At 70.2% G+C, this 16,430-nt stretch carries 16 protein-coding genes and 2 pseudogenes; 9 read left to right on the top strand and 9 right to left on the bottom strand.

The features are described 5' to 3' along the window. Nucleotides 1-95: 95 nt before the first annotated feature. From G6048_RS25115 to zapE, 6 genes are all read right to left on the bottom strand, one after another. A complete protein-coding gene (locus G6048_RS25115; RefSeq protein ID WP_165341852.1) occupies nucleotides 96-1,472 on the bottom strand; it encodes a PhoX family protein in 1,377 nt (458 codons plus the stop codon). A gap of 92 nt (nucleotides 1,473-1,564) precedes the next feature. Beyond that, nucleotides 1,565-2,545, bottom strand: a complete 981-nt coding sequence (locus G6048_RS25110) for a slipin family protein (protein ID WP_206342099.1) — start codon at nucleotides 2,543-2,545, stop codon at nucleotides 1,565-1,567. A 121-nt stretch (nucleotides 2,546-2,666) separates the two neighbouring features. Then, on the bottom strand, nucleotides 2,667-4,124 hold the full coding sequence (locus G6048_RS25105; protein WP_165341851.1) for a SulP family inorganic anion transporter: 1,458 nt from the start codon (nucleotides 4,122-4,124) through the stop codon (nucleotides 2,667-2,669). Nucleotides 4,125-4,131: 7 nt separating this feature from the next. After that, a complete protein-coding gene (locus tag G6048_RS25100; protein ID WP_165341850.1) occupies nucleotides 4,132-4,722 on the bottom strand; it encodes a carbonic anhydrase in 591 nt (196 codons plus the stop codon). A 182-nt stretch (nucleotides 4,723-4,904) separates the two neighbouring features. Continuing rightward, nucleotides 4,905-5,270 carry a hypothetical protein gene (locus G6048_RS25095; RefSeq protein WP_165341849.1) on the bottom strand — a complete coding sequence of 122 codons (366 nt, stop codon included), beginning with the start codon at nucleotides 5,268-5,270 and terminating at the stop codon, nucleotides 4,905-4,907. Nucleotides 5,271-5,406: 136 nt separating this feature from the next. Continuing rightward, a complete protein-coding gene (gene zapE, locus G6048_RS25090) occupies nucleotides 5,407-6,501 on the bottom strand; it encodes a cell division protein ZapE (RefSeq protein WP_165341848.1) in 1,095 nt (364 codons plus the stop codon). Between the two features lie 36 nt (nucleotides 6,502-6,537). Here zapE and G6048_RS25085 point away from each other — a divergent pair, with 36 nt between their 5' ends. The 6 genes and pseudogenes from G6048_RS25085 (at nucleotide 6,538) to G6048_RS25060 (ending at nucleotide 11,267) form a co-directional block, all read left to right on the top strand. Beyond that, nucleotides 6,538-7,323 (top strand): pyrimidine reductase family protein, encoded by a 786-nt coding sequence (locus tag G6048_RS25085; RefSeq protein ID WP_165341847.1) that lies wholly within the window; start codon nucleotides 6,538-6,540, stop codon nucleotides 7,321-7,323. A 172-nt stretch (nucleotides 7,324-7,495) separates the two neighbouring features. Beyond that, nucleotides 7,496-7,969, top strand: a complete 474-nt coding sequence (locus G6048_RS25080; protein ID WP_165341846.1) for an indole-3-glycerol phosphate synthase — start codon at nucleotides 7,496-7,498, stop codon at nucleotides 7,967-7,969. 155 nt (nucleotides 7,970-8,124) lie between these two features. Beyond that, nucleotides 8,125-9,513, top strand: a complete 1,389-nt coding sequence (murC, locus tag G6048_RS25075; protein ID WP_165341845.1) for a UDP-N-acetylmuramate--L-alanine ligase — start codon at nucleotides 8,125-8,127, stop codon at nucleotides 9,511-9,513. Between the two features lie 13 nt (nucleotides 9,514-9,526). Beyond that, nucleotides 9,527-9,934 carry a peptide-methionine (R)-S-oxide reductase MsrB gene (gene msrB, locus G6048_RS25070; RefSeq protein ID WP_165341844.1) on the top strand — a complete coding sequence of 136 codons (408 nt, stop codon included), beginning with the start codon at nucleotides 9,527-9,529 and terminating at the stop codon, nucleotides 9,932-9,934. Between the two features lie 74 nt (nucleotides 9,935-10,008). Continuing rightward, a pseudogene (locus tag G6048_RS25065) lies at nucleotides 10,009-10,311 on the top strand (monooxygenase); the annotation flags it as partial. Between the two features lie 131 nt (nucleotides 10,312-10,442). Further along, entirely contained in the window at nucleotides 10,443-11,267 is an 825-nt protein-coding gene (locus tag G6048_RS25060) for an alpha/beta fold hydrolase (protein ID WP_165341843.1), read from the top strand. Nucleotides 11,268-11,307: 40 nt separating this feature from the next. On the opposite strand, the gene G6048_RS25055 is transcribed toward G6048_RS25060, so the two are convergent. Further along, complete coding sequence (locus G6048_RS25055; protein WP_206342098.1) at nucleotides 11,308-11,916, bottom strand: ATP-binding protein; 609 nt, start codon at nucleotides 11,914-11,916, stop codon at nucleotides 11,308-11,310. 33 nt (nucleotides 11,917-11,949) lie between these two features. On the opposite strand from G6048_RS25055, the pseudogene G6048_RS25050 reads away from it, so the two are divergent. Both G6048_RS25050 and G6048_RS25045 read left to right on the top strand, forming a co-directional pair. After that, nucleotides 11,950-12,514 (top strand): annotated as a pseudogene (locus G6048_RS25050) (IS607 family transposase). A 69-nt stretch (nucleotides 12,515-12,583) separates the two neighbouring features. Continuing rightward, nucleotides 12,584-14,326, top strand: coding sequence for a transposase (locus G6048_RS25045; protein ID WP_165341841.1), 1,743 nt, complete (start codon nucleotides 12,584-12,586; stop codon nucleotides 14,324-14,326). On the opposite strand, the gene G6048_RS25040 is transcribed toward G6048_RS25045, so the two are convergent. Then, nucleotides 14,316-15,068, bottom strand: a complete 753-nt coding sequence (locus tag G6048_RS25040; protein ID WP_206342097.1) for an AlbA family DNA-binding domain-containing protein — start codon at nucleotides 15,066-15,068, stop codon at nucleotides 14,316-14,318. The genes G6048_RS25045 and G6048_RS25040 overlap by 11 nt on opposite strands. A 166-nt stretch (nucleotides 15,069-15,234) precedes the next feature. On the opposite strand from G6048_RS25040, the gene G6048_RS25035 reads away from it, so the two are divergent. After that, nucleotides 15,235-15,429 carry a hypothetical protein gene (locus tag G6048_RS25035; protein ID WP_235990273.1) on the top strand — a complete coding sequence of 65 codons (195 nt, stop codon included), beginning with the start codon at nucleotides 15,235-15,237 and terminating at the stop codon, nucleotides 15,427-15,429. Nucleotides 15,430-15,447: 18 nt separating this feature from the next. Here the strand turns inward: G6048_RS25035 and G6048_RS25030 are convergent, their stop codons facing one another. Beyond that, complete coding sequence (locus G6048_RS25030; protein ID WP_165341840.1) at nucleotides 15,448-16,359, bottom strand: lysylphosphatidylglycerol synthase transmembrane domain-containing protein; 912 nt, start codon at nucleotides 16,357-16,359, stop codon at nucleotides 15,448-15,450. Between the last annotated feature and the right edge of the window lie 71 nt (nucleotides 16,360-16,430).

Genomic DNA, 16,430 nt, shown 5'->3' with positions numbered 1-16,430 from the left:
CGTCCAACACGAGGCTCCGATCGCTTTCAGCACCAGGGGTGATGAATCGAAAGGTCGAAGCCGCCGACGGCCGCCGCTCGGCACCGCCTGGCGGGCTACCTGCGCCAGGGCCCCGTCACCGCGAACGTCGTTCCCGGCGCGTAGCAGTTCACGTACATCGTCTTGCCGTCCGGCGAGAAGGTGACGCCCGCGAACTCTCCCCACTCGGGCTCCTCGGGCGTGCCCACGTTCTGGCGGTTGCGGGCCATCGCGTACACCTCGCCCCGCCGTGTCACGCCGTACACATGCTGGGCGCCCCCGCCGTCCTCGCACACCATCAGGCCGCCGGTGGGGGCGAGGCAGATGTTGTCGGGGGACTCGCCGGGGAGTTGTACGTCCGTGTCGGGGCCGAAGACGATCACCAGGGTGAGTTGGCGGGCGTCGGGGTCATAGCGCCAGATCTGGCCGTAGTGGTCGGCGGCGGAGCCCTCGGCGCTGCGGGCGAAGGAGGAGACGAAGTACACGCTCCGGCCGCCCCAGTAGCAGCCCTCCAGCTTCTGGGCGTGGGTGATGCCCTTGGGGCCGAAGTCCTGGAGACGGATGGGGGTTTCGGCGGCGAGCGGGTCCGGTACGTCCGCCCACTCGATGCCGTCGAAGGTGGCGCCCGTCTCCTGGATCTTGGACAGGTCCGGTACGCCGGGCACGCGCATCGCCTGGAGCCGGCCGCCCGCGCGGAGCGAACCTCTGCCGCCCTCGGGCTTGTTGGGCAGGAAGCGGTAGAAGAGGCCGAAGGGCTTCTCGAAGGCGTCCTCGGTCTCGTAGACGATGCCCCGCTTCGGGTCGACGGCGATCGCCTCGTGCTGGAAGCGGCCCATCGCGGTGAGGGGCACGGCACCGGTGCGGTGCGGGTCGGCCGGGTCGACCTCGAAGATGAAGCCGTGGTCCTTGGTGTAGCCGTTCGTGCCGGCCTTGTCCTCGGTCTCCTCGCAGGTCAGCCAGGTGCCCCAAGGGGTGGGTCCGCCCGCGCAGTTGACGGCGGTACCGGCGATCGCGACTCGTTCGCCGAGCACCTTCCCGCGCGCGTCGAGCGTCAGCGTCGTACAGCCGCCCTTGCCCTCCGGGTCGTACGTCAGCCCCTTGACTGTCGGGACGGCGAGCTTCGCGGTGTTGCGGTTCTCGTGGTTGCGGACCAGGTGGACGCGGCCTGAGTGCCTGTCCGTGGAACGCCCGGCGAAGGCGGCCATGCCGTCGTGGTTGCTGGGCACCTTGCCCTCGCCGGAGCGGAGTTCGTCGCCCTCGCGGGACAGCACGCGGTAGCGGAAACCCTTCGGCAGGTCGAGCAGGCCCTTGGGGTCGGGAACGAGGGGGCCGTATCCGGAGTGGCCGAGCGCGGTGGCCGTACCGGCGAAGAGTTCGGACAGGGCGCCGGAGAACGCGATGCCCGCTCCCAGGGCACCGGAGCGGGCGAGTACTTGGCGTCGTGTGGTGGACATGGGGTGGCCTTCCTGTTGGCGGACAGGACTCTGACCCGCATGTGTGTATCACGCGCTGGTGGTGGCGTGAACCACGCGCGTAGCGTGGCGCCTCACTGATCGTCGGGCGACCCGGGGGGCCCGAGCGACTCGCGTGACCCGGGCGGCTCTGGCGACCCGAGCGACCCGGGGGACCTGAGCGACTCGGGCAGTGACTGATCGCCAGACGAACCGGACGCCGGGGGAGTCGCGGACGGCGGGGCAGTCGCGGACTGCGGGGGAGTCGTGGGCTCACCCCGTTCACCCCGTTCCCTTTCGCCAAGCGCCGGAGCGTCCTGCTGCGCCCGCTCCAGGAACCGCAGCAACTCCACCGGGAACGGCAGCACCAGCGTGGAGTTCTTCTCGGCGGCGACCGCCACCACCGTTTGCAGCAGCCGGAGTTGGAGCGCGGCGGGCTGTTCGGCCATCACTCCGGCGGCCTGTGACAGCTTCTTCGAGGCCTGAAGTTCCGCGTCGGCGTTGATGATCCGGGCCCGGCGCTCACGGTCGGCCTCGGCCTGCCGGGCCATCGACCGCTTCATCGTCTCCGGCAGCGATACGTCCTTGATCTCGACCCGGTCGACCTGCACGCCCCAGCCGACGGCCGGGCTGTCGATCATCAGCTCCAGGCCCTGGTTGAGCTTCTCGCGGTCCGACAGGAGGTCGTCGAGGTCGCTCTTGCCGATGATCGAGCGCAGCGAGGTCTGCGCCATCTGGGAGACCGCGAAGCGGTAGTCCTCGACCCGGATGACCGCGTTGGCCGCGTCGATCACCTTGAAGTAGACGACCGCGTCGACCCGCACCGTGACGTTGTCCCGTGTGATGCCCTCCTGGGCCGGCACGGGCATCGTCACGATCTGCATGTTCACCTTCTGCAGCTTGTCGATGCCAGGGATGATCATGGTGAATCCGGGCGGGCGCGGGTCACCGAGCAGCCGCCCGAGCCGCAGGACCACACCCCGCTCGTACTGCCTGACGATGCGGGCCGCTGCCGCGAAGTACACCAGTCCCGCGCTTCCGGCCGCGATGCCCGCGGCCAGCAACTCCTCAAGCATGGTGGCGACCCCCTGTCGTTTGAGTCGTCCGAGTCGCCGCTTAAGTAACTTCTTTCACGATATGCCTGGTCCGAGGCTCGGTCGAGCCTCGGACCAGGTTCTTGATCGCGCGTGCGGGCCGCTACGGGGTGTTGACCTTCACCGGCTCCGTTCCCGTCGCGCTGTGGCGCTCGGCCCAGTTCTCCAGGGCCGTGCGGCAGGCGTGGTCCAGGTGGTGCAGGCCGGAGAGGTCCAGCTCCACCGGCCGGTCCTGGGGCAGCGCCTCCAGGCTGTCGAGGATCTTCGGCAGCCGCAGGAAGGTGGCGTTGCCGGACAGGTACGCCTGGACCGGCCCCGCTCCCTTGTCGATGATCTCCAGCTTGATGTGCGAGGCCTCCCAGGCCGTCTTGGCGATGGCCAGGCCGAGCCCGATCAGGACGCCCTCGAACATGTTCACCGCGACGATCGACACGGCCGTGACGATCAGGATCAGCGCCTCGCCCCGGTGATCACGCCACATCGACGCGATCCCCCGCAGCGGGATGAGCTTCCAGCCCGCGTGCACCAGGATGCCCGCGAGCGCCGGCAGCGGAATGTAGGCGAGTACCGCGGGCAGCAGCGCCGCGAACAGCAGCAGCCATACGCCGTGCATCACCCGGGACGCCTTGGTCTTCGCGCCCGCCTGGACGTTGGCGGAGCTGCGCACGATCACCGCGGTCATCGGCAGCGCGCCCAGCACACCGCAGACGGTGTTGCCCGCGCCCTGCGCCATCAGTTCCTTGTCGTACTCGGTGCGGGGTCCGTCGTGCAGCCGGTCCACGGCGGCTGCGCTGAACAGCGACTCCGCGGAGGCGATCAGTACGAAGGCCGCGATCGTGCCCAGCAGGCCCACGCTTGCCAGGTCACCGAAGGCGCCGAGTCCCGGCGGCTGGATCGATTCGAGCAGGCCCTGGACCTCGACGGTCGCGACGGGCAGTGAGAACACCAGCGCCACGATCGTGGCGAGCGCGACCGCGCCGAGCGCTCCCGGCACCGTACGGACCTGCTTCGGAAGGTGCTTCCACAGGACGAGAACGGCGATCGTGCCGGCCCCGAGCCCGAGGGAGGCCAGCGCCTCGGTGGACATGGCGGAGTCGGCGAGCAGCCCCGGCAGCCCGGCCAGCTTGGCCAGACCGGAGGCCGGGGCCTCCACGCCCGCCGCCGAGTAGAGCTGCCCGGCGATCAGCACGAGCCCGATCCCGGCCAGCATGCCCTCGACGACGGCCACCGAGATGGCCCGGAAGTAGCGCCCCAACTTCAGGGCACCCATGAGGAGTTGGATCAGTCCGGTGGCCAGCACGATGACACCGAGCACGGGCAGCCCGAACTCGCGGACCGCCTCGAAGACCAGCACGGTCAGACCGGCGGCCGGACCCGAGACCTGAAGGCTGCTGCCGGGCAGGAAACCGGTGACGAGCCCGCCCACGATGCCGGTGACCAGGCCGAGTTCGGCCGGTACTCCGGAGGCGACGGCGACGCCCACGCACAGCGGCAGGGCGACGAGGAAGACGACGAGTGAGGCGGTGAAGTCCTGCCGCAGATAGGGGTACTTGTTGAGCATCGTCGCCTCAGAGCTCCGCAAAGACATCGGACTGGGCGTCATGGGCCAGTACGGAGCCGGTGTGGATCTCGTAGAACCAGCCGTGCAGCCGTAGTTGACCGGACGTCAGGCGCCGCTCCACGCACGGGTACGAGCGGAGCCGCAGCAGCTGGGCGAGTATGTGGCCCTGAACGGCGTCGGTGACGGTCGGGTCCTCAACTGCCCCTATTGGCTTGGGTGTTGCGTGCGTGAGCCAGTCGCGGACGGCGGGTACGGCGGTCAAGTCCTCGTCGCGTACCAGGGCGCCGACGGCGCCGCAGTGGGAGTGGCCGCAGACGACGATGTCGTCGACTCCGAGGACTTCCACCGCGTACTCGATGGTGGCCGCCTCGCTGGTGGGCTGCTCGGAGGCGTAGGGGGGCACGATGTTGCCCGCGGTGCGCAGTTCGAAGAGTTCACCGGGCCGGGCTCCGGTGATCAGGGCCGGGACGACCCGCGAGTCGGAGCAGGTGATGAACAGCACCTGCGGGGACTGGCCTTCGGCGAGGCGGGCGAACTCCTCCGGGCGTTCGGCGGACTGCTTGCGGAAGGAGCGTGCGTGATCGATGAGGGGCTGCATGTGTCAGTTCCTCCTGGCGCGCCATGAGGGGGCGCGTCGGTGTGTACCTGGCGTGCCGTGACGGTACGTCGGTTGACAAGTCAGAGCGCATAAGGGCACGTCGGCACGACCCCCACGTCGCGCGCTCGGCAGACGTGGCGTGGTGAGGGTGGGTCGTGAACGGTCCGTTTCCGGCGGTCAGATCAGCAACGGAAGACCTGAAGTACCGCTGTGGAGTGGGCTCTTGACCATCTGGGTGTACGGAGCGACGCGGCGGCCACGGCGTGTGCCGGGTCCCCGTGCTCGGCCGCGGGATTCCGGGCCCACAGGGCGCGCGCCGGATTCTCCTGGGCGGAGTCCGCGGAGCGCTGCCGGTCGCGGACCCTCAGGGGTGCTGTCTCGGCGTTGAGATGCTTGCCCTCGCCGCAGCCTGCCGGTTCGGCGCCGGCCGCGGATTCGGTCGTCGGGTGTGCGGACGCGACGGAGGCGGTGGGAGCAAAGAGCTGCAGGGCCAGTAGGACGGCGGCGAGTACGCCATACAGCGTCCGGGCCGTCGTACCTCGTAACATGCGCCTCCTCCCAGCCGCTCTCCGGTCAAGACTTCTCACGTCAACAGCCAAGCTAACGCGGGAAGTTGTTTGCAGGGTTAACTTAGCGTTTCACCCTGAAGAGAACCTGAAAGGAACCCCTGAGAGTTCCCGGCGATCAGCTCTCCACCAGACCCTTGGCGTCGCGGGCCAGCGCGGTGAGCCGGGAAATGGCCCGGAAGTACTTCTTCCTGTAACCGCCCTTCAGCATCTCCTCGCTGAACAGCTGGTCGAAGGGCAACCCGGAGGCGAGGACCGGCACTTCACGGTCGTACAGCCGGTCGGCGAGGACGACGAGCCGCAGCGCGGTCGACTGGTCCGGGACCGGCCCCACATCCGTGAGGCACACCGCCTTCAGGCCGTCGGTCAGCGCGCCGTACCGGCTGGGGTGCACCCGGGCGAGGTGCGCCAGCAGACGCGGGAAGTCGTCGAGCGCGGAGCCTTCGGTGGCGTACGCCGCCTTGGTGACCTGTTCGTCGGAGAACGGCGCCGGGGCCTCGGGCAGCCCGCGGTGGCGGTAGTCCTCGCCGTCGATGCGCAGCGCGCGGAAGTGCGCGGAAAGCCCCTGGATCTCCCGCAGGAAGTCGGCCGACGCGAACCGGCCCTCGCCGAGCTTGCCGGGCAGCGTGTTGGAGGTGGCCGCGAGCGCCACGCCCGCCTCGACCAGCTTGCCCAGCAGCGTGGACACGAGGACGGTGTCGCCGGGGTCGTCCAGCTCGAACTCGTCGATGCAGAGGAGCCGGTGGCCGCTGAGAGTGCGCACGGTCTGCTGGAAGCCGAGCGCGCCGACCAGGTTCGTCAGCTCCACGAACGTGCCGAAGGCCTTGAGCGCGGGCTCCGCCGGGGTCGCGTGCCACAGGGAGGCGAGCAGGTGCGTCTTGCCGACGCCGTAACCGCCGTCGAGATAGACACCGCGGGGGCCGGCCGGCCGTGGCTCCGGCTTGCGGGAGAACCAGCGGCGCTTGCCCGCACCGCTTGCGTGCGCCCCGCCGAGCCCGGTCGCGAAGCCGTCGAGCACCCTGACGGCCTCGCTCTGGCTGGGCTGGTTCGGGTCCGGGATGTACGTACTGAAGCGGACCGAGTCGAAACGCGGCGGCGGCACCATCTCGGCGACCAGCCGGTCCGCGGGGACGTGCGGCTCGCGGGCGCACAGGGACAGCGGGGTCGCTTCGGCGGTGGGGCCGGTCCCGGAGGCTGCGGTGGAAGTGGACACGCTTATCTACTCTACGGGCCGTGCCACACTGCCGATATGCGACGCCTGTTCCCTGTGACCGATGAGACAGCGCCCTTGGGGGGCGACGCGGACCGCGAGTGGAGCCTGGCCGAGCTGGCCGCGGCCTACGCGTATCCCGAGCACGGTCCGGGCGGCCGGGAGCCCTGGCTGCGGGCCAACATGGTCTCCACGCTCGACGGCGCCGCCCAGCACGACGGCCGCTCGCAGCCCATCTCCGGGGCCACCGACATGCGGATCTTCGGCACGCTGCGGGGGCTCGCGGATGTGGTGCTGGTCGGCGCGGAGACCGTACGGCAGGAGGGGTACCGGCCCGCACGCGCGCGCGAGGACTTCGCCGCGCTCCGGGAGGCCGCCGGACAAGGCCCGGCGCCCGCGATCGCGGTGGTGAGCGCCGGCCTCGAGCTGGACTTCACGCTGCCGCTGTTCACCTCGCCCCTGCTGCCCACGCTGCTGCTCACGGGAGCCGCGGCGGCTCCCGACCGGATCGCGGCCGCCGAGAAGGCCGGCGTGCAGGTGCTGATCGCCGGGGACGGCATGGGCGTGGACCCCGCCCGTGCCGTACGCGCCCTGGGTGAGCGCGGTCTGCACCGGCTGCTGACCGAGGGCGGGCCGCGGCTGCTCGGTCAGCTGGTCGCGGCGGGGGTACTCGACGAGCTGTGTCTGACCGTTTCGCCGATGCTGACGGCCGGGGACGCGCAGCGCATCGCGGGCGGGCCGCGGGTGGCGGTGCCCAAACGGTTCGAGCTGACGTCTCTGCTGGAGGAGGCCGGGTTCCTGTTCAGTCGCTACCGTCGGACGTGATGGGGGACGTGCTGCGGCGGAGCTGATCGTTCCGGTTGATCATCCGCCGGACGGGCCCAGATTCTCGCGGTATCCGTGCGGGTACGGGGCAGGATGATTTTCGCGGGCCTGGAAACGGGTCCACGGAGGAGCAGGGCCGACGACGGCCCTCACTGGAGAAGGGGCGCCTGTCGTGTTCACAAGCGTTTTGATGATCGAGAAGGCCCTCACGTCCGCCGACGTGGAGTTCGTCACCGGCTTGCACGGGGAGGAGGAGGTCGCCTTCCATGTGCTGCTCCAGCCGCGCGGCGAGCAGGCGGCGCGGCTGTTGCGGGCCATCGACGACGTGGCGCTCGGCTCGCTGGACGAGGCGGCGCGCGAGCTGGAGGCTCCCGCCGGGGAGCAGGCGGTCAGTGAGGGGCAGCGGGCCCTCGACGTCTCGCTGGTCGCCCTGCGGGCGGCGGGGGCGCAGGCGGTGGGGCGGCTGATCGAGCACCATCCGCTGGATTCGCTCAAGTCCCTTGTCGAGGAGGCCGACGCGGACGAGGTGATCGTGCTCACCGATCCCCACTACGTGGAGGAGTTCTTCCACCGCGACTGGGCCTCGCGGGCTCGGCACAAGGTGGGGGTGCCGGTCTTGAAGCTGTTCTCGCACAGCAAGGTGTAGGGCTCCGGGGACCCGCGGCCAAACGAACCGCGTCAGCCCCTACGGCGCTCCCGGCCCAGCCCAGCGCAGGCGCTTCGCGGCCTCGAATAGGCTGGGGCCGCGCCCCAAAGAGCGGGCGCGCCCGACGTCGTACCGCACCCTTGGGAGAAACACGCATGGCAGCCGGCCTTCCTACCGCCATGGACCGACCGCACTTCATCGGGATCGGTGGGGCCGGGATGTCGGGGATCGCGAAGATTCTCGCTCAGCGTGGGGCCAAGGTGGCGGGGAGTGACGCCAAGGAGTCCGCGACGGCCGAGGCGTTGCGGGCGCTGGGCGCGACCGTGCACATCGGGCACGCCGCCGAGCACCTTGCCGATGACGCCACGTGCGTGGTCGTCTCGTCCGCGATCCGTGCGGACAATCCGGAGCTGGCCCGGGCCGCCGAGCTCGGGATCCCGGTGGTTCACCGGTCGGACGCCCTCGCCTCGCTGATGGAGGGGCTGCGGCCCCTCGCGGTGGCGGGTACGCACGGCAAGACGACGACCACGTCCATGCTGGCGGTGTCGCTGTCAGAGCTCGGTCTGGTTCCCTCGTACGCGATCGGCGGGGACCTCGATGCCCCCGGCTCGAACGCGCTGCACGGCGACGGCGAGATCTTCGTCGCCGAGGCCGACGAAAGCGACCGCAGCTTCCACAAGTACGCGCCCGAGGTGGCCATCGTGCTGAACGTGGAGCTGGACCACCACGCCAACTACGCCTCCATGGACGAGATCTACGAGTCCTTCGAGACGTTCGCGGGCCGCATCGTGCCCGGCGGCACCCTGGTGATCTCGGCGGACCACGCGGGCGCGCGGGAGCTGACGTCGCGGGTTTCCGGTGGGCCCAGGGTCGTGACGTACGGCGAGGCCGAGGACGCGGATGTACGCATCGTCTCGATCGTGCCGCACGGACTGAAGAGCGAGGTCACGGTCCTGCTGGACGGCGAGGAGCTGACCTTCACGGTCTCGGTGCCCGGCCGGCACTACGCGGGCAACGCGGTGGCCGCGCTGGCGGCGGGCGTCGCGCTCGGCGTCCCCGCGGCCGAGCTGGCGGCGGCGCTGGGGGCGTACACCGGAGTCAAGCGCCGCCTCCAGCTCAAGGGCGAGGCGGCGGGCGTGCAGGTCATCGACTCGTACGCGCATCACCCGACGGAGATGACCGCCGACCTGGAGGCGATGCGGGCGGGCGCCGCCGGCCGCATCCTCGTCGTCTTCCAGCCGCACCTCTTCTCCCGCACCCAGGAACTGGGCCGGGAGATGGGCCAGGCACTGTCCCTGGCCGACGCGTCGATCGTCCTCGACATCTACCCGGCGCGCGAGGACCCGATCCCCGGCGTGACGAGCGAGCTGATCGTCGACGCGGCGAGGGCGGCGGGCGCGGAGGTGAAGCCGGTGCACGACAAGGCGGACGCCCCGGCCGTGGTCGCGGGAATGGCCGGGCCGGGTGATCTCGTTCTCACCATGGGCGCGGGTGACGTGACCGACCTGGGCCCGCGGATCCTGGACCGCCTCCAGTCGAAGTGAGGGGCTGAGTTTCATGGCGTACGACATCGAAAAGCCGGACGAGCAGTGGCGGGCCGAGCTGAACCCGGCCGAGTACGCGGTGCTGCGCCAGGCCGGCACGGAGCCCGCCTTCACCGGCGAGTACACGGACACCAAGTCGAAGGGCGTCTACTCCTGCCGCGCCTGCGGCGCCGAACTCTTCACCTCCGACACGAAGTTCGAGTCCCACTGCGGCTGGCCTTCGTTCTACGACCCCAAGTCGGCGGACAACGTCGAGCTGATCGCGGACCGGTCACACGGGATGGTGCGGACGGAGGTGCGGTGCGCCAGGTGCGGCTCGCACCTGGGGCACGTCTTCGAAGGCGAGGGCTATCCGACGCCCACGGACCAGCGGTACTGCATCAACTCGATCTCGCTGCGGCTGACGGCTGACGAGGCCTGACGCGCGACCGGCTGTTGATGGACTGGAGGATGCCCCGCAGTCGCTGCTGCCGGGCTCCCTGGCTGAGCTGAGGGCGGCGGGCGCTCCTGGCGGCGTCCCGGCAGGCGTGGGACATCTCCGCCGGAGCGGACCGCAAGATGCCGGGCGCGGTCGCCGCCGGGCCCGCGGACCGCGTCGCCGACTGGTACCTGCGGCGAGTCCAGGAGCGCTACCCCGGCGACCCCGTCGTGGGGCGCGCCTTCCGTTCCGTACGGACCCTCTCCGCGCCTGTCACCGCCCTGTTCGCCCCGCCCGTGGCCCGGGTCGTCCTCTTCCGTCCGCCCGCGCCGGCGCCCACCGAGCCGCCGGTGACACCGGAGGACCGAGGGCCTGAGTGAGGTCGGCAGCCGACGGCATCTGCGGAAGGGTGGTGTTGATGAGTTCGGGAGGCATTGGACCTCTTGGCAGGGCAGTGTCGGGATGCTCCTGGTGAAAGGTGCTGGTCAGGCCGCAGAAGAGGAGACCAAGGGTGAAATGGACACTGGGCGAGGAGTTCGAGACGCCCGACGGGACGGTGCGGTGGAGGCGCCTTGGCAGCGGAGACCCGGTCGTGCTGGTGCACGGCACCCCGTATTCCTCCTTTCTCTGGCGGGACATCGCTCCGGCGCTCGCCCGTACCCGCACGGTCTTCGTCTTCGACCATCTCGGCTTCGGCCAGTCGGATCAGCACGAGGGCCAGGACCTCAGCCTGGCGGCTCACGCGAGGAACTTCGCCCGGCTCCTCGACCACTGGGAGTTGTCCTGCCCCAGCGTCGTCGCCCACGACATCGGCGGGGCCGTGGCACTGCGGGCGCTGCTACTGGAGGAGAGGAGCTACCGGGACCTGACCCTCTTCGACGCGGTGAGCGGCGGTGAGTGGGAGCGAGGGCTCTTCCAGCTCATCCTGGGGCACGCGGAGGTCTTCCAGCAGCTTCCGGACTACGCGCACGAAGCGCTGGTCGCCAGCCACCTGCGGCACGCCACGCACGTCGGCTTCCGGCCGGAAGTCCTCGACACGTTCCTCGCACCGTGGCGGGCAGCCGCGGGGCAGGCCGCGTTCTACCGCCAGTACAGCCAGATCAGACAGGCGGACACCGCCGCGTACGAGCACTTGCTGGGCGGGATGTCCCTTCCGGTACGCCTCATCTGGGGCCGCGAGGACCGCATTCTCCCCCCGGAGTACGCCGAATGGCTGCACGAGCGCATCCCGCACGCCGAGCTGCACTGGATCGAGGGCGCGGGCCACCTCCTCCAGGAAGACGCACCGGGACAGCTGTTGGCCTACCTCACCGCCGGGTTCCCCTCAGACAGGTAAGGAAGTCCTGAGACCCCACACCGGGACTCATCGCCTCGACCTACGAGGCGAGTTGCCGGTAGGTCGTGGAGCGCCTTTTCCCCCCGAGCTGCTCGACGAGACCCCGCTCGCGCAAGTCGCGCAGGATCTTCCTGATGTTGGGTGCGGTGAGGTCGAGCTGTTGTTGGAGCTCTGCGACGCTGCGGGGCGCTGCGGCAAGGGCGCCGTAAACCCGCAGCGCGTTGGTGTGGAGCTGCCGAGCTGTGGGAGTTTCCACGGTGCGGTGCAGGAGGACGGTGAAGCGGATTCCTGCGTCCATGTAGCGGGCCGGTGGCAGTCCGGCGTGGGCCAGCGCTTCGGTGACGGTGGGGATTCCGGTGGCGAGGGCTTCGATGACGCGGGCACCGGATTCAGGAGTGCGGGCGTGCTGGCAGAGGGTGACGAGGAGGGCATTGCGGGCGGAGGTGACGGCGTCGTGGCCGAGGCGGTCGACGGTGATTCCGTACAGGCCGCCGGGGTTGGAGATCACCAGCCGGTCGCGGCGCAGGCGTACTTCGACGGCCATACCTGTGGACCAGTGGTCGAGGTCGCGGTGGACGAGTGCGTTGGCGATCAGTTCGCGGAAGGCGATGAAGGGGTTGTGAACTGCTCCCGAGATTCTGAGTTTCACTGATTGATACTGAGTCATAGCGTTTCGGTGAGTTTGACGAATCTCACGGAGTGGGCGCGTTCGCAGGGGATCCATCCGCAGACCGCTTATCGCTGGTTCCGGGAGGGGAGACTGCCGGTTCCCGCCCGGCGGATCAACCAGCGCACCGTCCTGATCGAGCAGTCGAAGCCGGAGTCTGTGCCGGAGGGTGGGGTCGGGCTTTACGCGCGGGTCTCGTCTCGTGATCAGCGGCAGGATCTGGATCGTCAGGTGGCGCGGCTCTCGGTGTGGGCTGCGGGGCAGGGGCTGCGGGTGGAGGCCGAGGTCGGCTCGGGCATGAACGGTAACCGGGGCAAGGCCAGACGGCTGCTGGCCGACCCGCTGGTGGGGCGGGTGGTGGTGGAGCACCGGGAGCGGCTGGGCCGGATGAATGTGGAGTTGGTGGAGGCGGCGCTGTCCGCGTCCGGGCGGTCCCTGGTGGTCCTGGACGACGGGGAGCTGGACGATGACCTGGTGCGGGACGTCACCGAGCGCCCGTTTGTACGGTCGGCGCTCGGCGCTGGGCCGGGCCAGGGCGGCGCTGGCGGCGGCCGCGGAGCCAGGGAACGGGAGTTCTTGAGCCGAACGGGTGACCTCGGGCGGGAGCCGTCGTTGAACCACTCGACGGACTCGACGCGGGAGGGGGTGGGTGCTGGTGGGTGGTGTGGTGCGTTCGGCATCGGGGTTGCGGGTGCTGGCCCCGCCGCGGCTGGCGGAGTGTTCGGGGACGTTGGCGGTGCGCACCCGGCTGCATCTGTCGCCCTGGGACGAGGAGGTCCTGGTCGAGCTGGGCGGTTTCGTGTCGCAGTTGGCGGCCCGGGACCTGGCCGAGCGTGTGTTCCTGGGTGCGAAGCATTCCAATGAGGATTTCGCCCGGCGTAAGCGGGAGATCTCTGCGCTGTCGTCGTCCCGGTGGGCGGGCACGATCACCCGGGGCAGCAACGAGCAGTGGGCGCTGGCCCGGCGTGCGCAGGCCGCGCATCTGGAGCGGCTGGATGCGGCGATCACCACGGTGCGGGCGCGCCTCGCGGTGCCGGTGGCGGCGTGCGACGTGGCCACCCGGACCAAGGGCTACCCGAGCGTCCTGGTGCGGGCGGCCAAGCAGCGCAGGCCGGACCGTCTGGAGGCGGTGGCGGCCCGGGTACGCGCGGATGAGGCGGCCGGACGGGTGCGTGTGGTGCGCGGCGGCCGGGAGTTGCTGCACACCCGGCTGCATCTGGAGCAGGCCGGGTTGAGTGTTGAGGAGTGGCGGCGGCAGTGGTTCGAGGCCCGGTGCCGGATCGAGGCCGACGGCGAGGCGGGCAAACGCCACGGCAACCAGACGATCAGCATCGCCCCAAACGGCACCGTCACGATCAAGTTGCCGCCGGAGCTGGCCACCCGCTTCGCCGAGCACTGTGACCGTCACGGCCGCTACACCCTGGACGCCACCTGCTCCTTCGCCTACCGCAATGCCGAATGGCAGGCGCAGGTGCAGGCGCAGCGCGCGGTGGGCTACACGATCCGTTTCGAGAACGGCCGCTGTTACCTGACCGCCGCCTTCACCCCGCCCCGCCCCGATCTGCCCGCGGGGGTGGACGAGGAGACGCTGATGGCCGCGGCCCGGGCGGGCGGCATCGTCGGCGTCGACCACAACGCCGATCATCTCGCTGCCTGGCGCCTGGACGTCCACGGCAATCCGGTCGGGCGTCCGGTCCGCATCGAGGTCGACTACCAAGGCACCACCGCGCGCAGGGACGCGCAACTACGGCACGCCTGCTCCGCGCTGATCCGGCAGGCGAAGGCCACCGGGGCCACCTCGCTGGTGATCGAGGACCTCGGCTTCGACACCAGCCGCGAGCAGTGCGGCTGGACCGGCAGATCCGGCCGCGCGTTCCGGAACACGGTGGCGGGCATGCCGACCGCGAAGTTCGCCGTCCGCCTGGTGGCGATGGCGCACCGGGCGGGGCTGGCGGTGATCGTGGTCGATCCGGCGTATTCGAGCCGCTGGGGCGCCGCTCATTGGCGCGCCGCCACCAGTACGGCAGTACAGGAGACGTCCCGGCACGACGCTGCGGCGATCGTGATCGGGAGGCGTGGCCAGGGCCTGGGCGCGCGACGCAGGGCAGAGAAGACCGTACCCCTCAAGAAGAAGGAAGCCGCCCCAGCCGGAAACGGCGAACCGTGTGCGACGACACGCGGCCGGGCCGGTACGGAAGACCATCGCCCCCACACCGCGCACACACCCACCCGGCCCCACCACGCACCCAGGACCCGCGCCTGTCCCGAGGACCGTGCACACGATGCACGCCGCCGAAGACCACAGGCAACGGCCCAGCCCGCCGAAGACCGTTCGCGGCAGGCCACTGACAGGCAGTCCTGGACGCAGGACTCACTATGGCTCAGTGAATAGGAACGGTAGTCGGGCTGATCGCGGAGAGGCCCAGGGGCGGCGTCGAGCATGCGGGGGATCGGATGGTGGTCTGGTTGCGTGCCCGGCTGGAGGGTGGGTAGCCGTCTTCGCGTTCGGCGGAGGCTTGGATGACGAAGCGTGGGAAGAACTGCTGGGGGCGTATTCCGAGGGTGAGCAACCCTGCCACGGTGGGGGTGCTGCCTGGGGAGACGGCTTCTGCGCGGCACAGTAGTTCGCTGTCCTCGGTGAAGCGGCCGAGGCCATGGGGGTCGTGATCTCGTACCGAGCTGAGGAACTCGGCCGTGAGCTCCCTGTCCAGGTCGTCGATGGTCGCGTCTGTGACTGGGCTTCGGTCGAAACGGGGTGCGCTGCGTGCGGCGAGGAAGGCCTGTTCCTCGAGAGGGGAGAGCTGGAAATCACCGTCGTACCCGTGGAGGTACGAGGCGCCGGATGCGGCGATTCGGCACGGCTTGGCCGATGGATCGCATTCGTGTACCTGGGCAACGACCACGGGATGACCGTCGGCCTCTGCGTCACTGATGGTGAGGCGTACCGGAGGTGTGAAGGAGCGGGCTTTGAGCGCGAGCCCCTGCTTCAGGGCCTGTGGGTCGGTCAAGGGGGAGGTGCGGAACCCCGTCCGTTCGTCGAGGCCCAGGACGACCATGCCGCCGCCAGGGAGGTTGGCCAGCGCGCTGAGCGTTGAGGCGAGCGACTGGGACAGCCCACCGGCGGCGGACTTCACCTCGATGTCGTCACAGTCGCCCCCCAGCGGCGCGTAGGCGTGTGATCAGTGCATTCAGGTCGGCCGTCACACCGCAAATGTAACGACGCCAGAGTTACATTTGCGGCAACCCTGATTACATTTCATCCGGATCGGCGAGAGGTGCGCAGGTGGTGCCTCCGGGCGCATGACACCCGTCCCGGTCGACGTGCTGTTCTTCGCCGTCATCCCTCCCGTCTCGGGAATGGTGGAGACGCCGCTGGCCCGGCGCATGGGCAGGCCGGACCCCGATTCACCGCAGCAACTCACGGCCACGGCCGAGGCGTTGGCGAATCTGGTGGTCAACGGGCTGCTCGCGACCGGTTCGGAGACCGGCCGCTGAGCTCCCGTCGGCCCCGGGTCACAACGCCCTGCGCTGCACCAGCCACGAGAGTACGAGCATCCCCGGCAGCAGCGGCACCCAGATCGTCAGAACCCGGTAGCCGATGATCGTCGCCGTGGCCAGGCTCATGGGGGCGCCGAAGAGGACCATCGTGAAGATCAGGGCCGCGTCGATGGGGCCGATGCCGCCCGGTGCGGGTACGGCTCCGGCCGCCGTGCTGGCGACGAGGAGCGCGAACGTCACCTGAGCCCAGGTCAGCGGCAGGCCCAGCGAGAAGCCGACCGAGGCGATCACACTGGCCTGGAGCAGCGGGGTGGCGGCGGCTCCGCCCCAGAGCGCGAGGACGCGGCTGGGCCGGGTGTGCAGGATCCGTGCGTCGGTCAGGGCGGTGCGTACGAACTCGATGATCGGGCGACGCAGCGGGTGCACGAACTTCAGAAGCAGCGCGGCCACGGCCAGGGCGAGGCCCACGCCCGCGGCGATCAGATGCAACGTCCGCTCGTCCGGGACGAGTTCAGCGAGCCCCAGCACGCCCGGGAAGGCCACGAGGAAGACGAGGAGTACCGCCGTCTTCGCCAGGGGTTTGACCAGCGAGTACAGCGCGAGCGAGGCGGTGCCCCTGGTGAGCGATATGCCCTGGCGCTGGAGGAAGCGGAGGGTGACGGCGTGGGCGCCGATGCTCGCCGGGAGTACGTGGTTCGCGGTGCCGGCGGCGACCTGGGAGGCGAGCAGCAGCCCCGGAGGGAGCCGTTCAGGAACGGCGCCCTGCCGGACGCACGCGGCCGCAACCCAGCCCATGCACATGAAGAAGAACGCGGACAGCAGCCACCAGGGGTCGGCGGAGGCCAGCTGGATGGCGCCGTCGGACACGGTTCGCCAGTCGAACGCCGCCCAGACCGCGACCAGCAGCAGGGGGAGCAGGCTCAGCATCCGTAGGGCGATGGGGGTCCCCCCGCTCGAGCGAAGTCGAGAGTGGGGGAGGGAATGAGAAGGGGAGAGGG

Source organism: Streptomyces ureilyticus (genome assembly GCF_011045025.1).
Lineage (GTDB): Bacteria > Actinomycetota > Actinomycetes > Streptomycetales > Streptomycetaceae > Streptomyces > Streptomyces ureilyticus.
The sequence above is the reverse complement of the archived record's forward strand: the minus strand, read 5'-3'. Positions and strand labels throughout refer to the sequence as shown.

Coding starts and splice junctions, on each gene's coding strand:
- G6048_RS25035 (WP_235990273.1), top strand. CDS start 15,235: ATGACACCCGTCCCGGTCGACGTGCTGTTCTTCGCCGTCATCCCTCCC.
- G6048_RS25095 (WP_165341849.1), bottom strand. CDS start 5,270: ATGTTACGAGGTACGACGGCCCGGACGCTGTATGGCGTACTCGCCGCC.
- G6048_RS25115 (WP_165341852.1), bottom strand. CDS start 1,472: ATGTCCACCACACGACGCCAAGTACTCGCCCGCTCCGGTGCCCTGGGA.
- G6048_RS25030 (WP_165341840.1), bottom strand. CDS start 16,359: ATGCTGAGCCTGCTCCCCCTGCTGCTGGTCGCGGTCTGGGCGGCGTTC.
- msrB (WP_165341844.1), top strand. CDS start 9,527: ATGGCGTACGACATCGAAAAGCCGGACGAGCAGTGGCGGGCCGAGCTG.
- G6048_RS25085 (WP_165341847.1), top strand. CDS start 6,538: ATGCGACGCCTGTTCCCTGTGACCGATGAGACAGCGCCCTTGGGGGGC.
- G6048_RS25100 (WP_165341850.1), bottom strand. CDS start 4,722: ATGCAGCCCCTCATCGATCACGCACGCTCCTTCCGCAAGCAGTCCGCC.
- G6048_RS25105 (WP_165341851.1), bottom strand. CDS start 4,124: ATGCTCAACAAGTACCCCTATCTGCGGCAGGACTTCACCGCCTCACTC.
- G6048_RS25110 (WP_206342099.1), bottom strand. CDS start 2,545: ATGCTTGAGGAGTTGCTGGCCGCGGGCATCGCGGCCGGAAGCGCGGGA.
- murC (WP_165341845.1), top strand. CDS start 8,125: ATGGCAGCCGGCCTTCCTACCGCCATGGACCGACCGCACTTCATCGGG.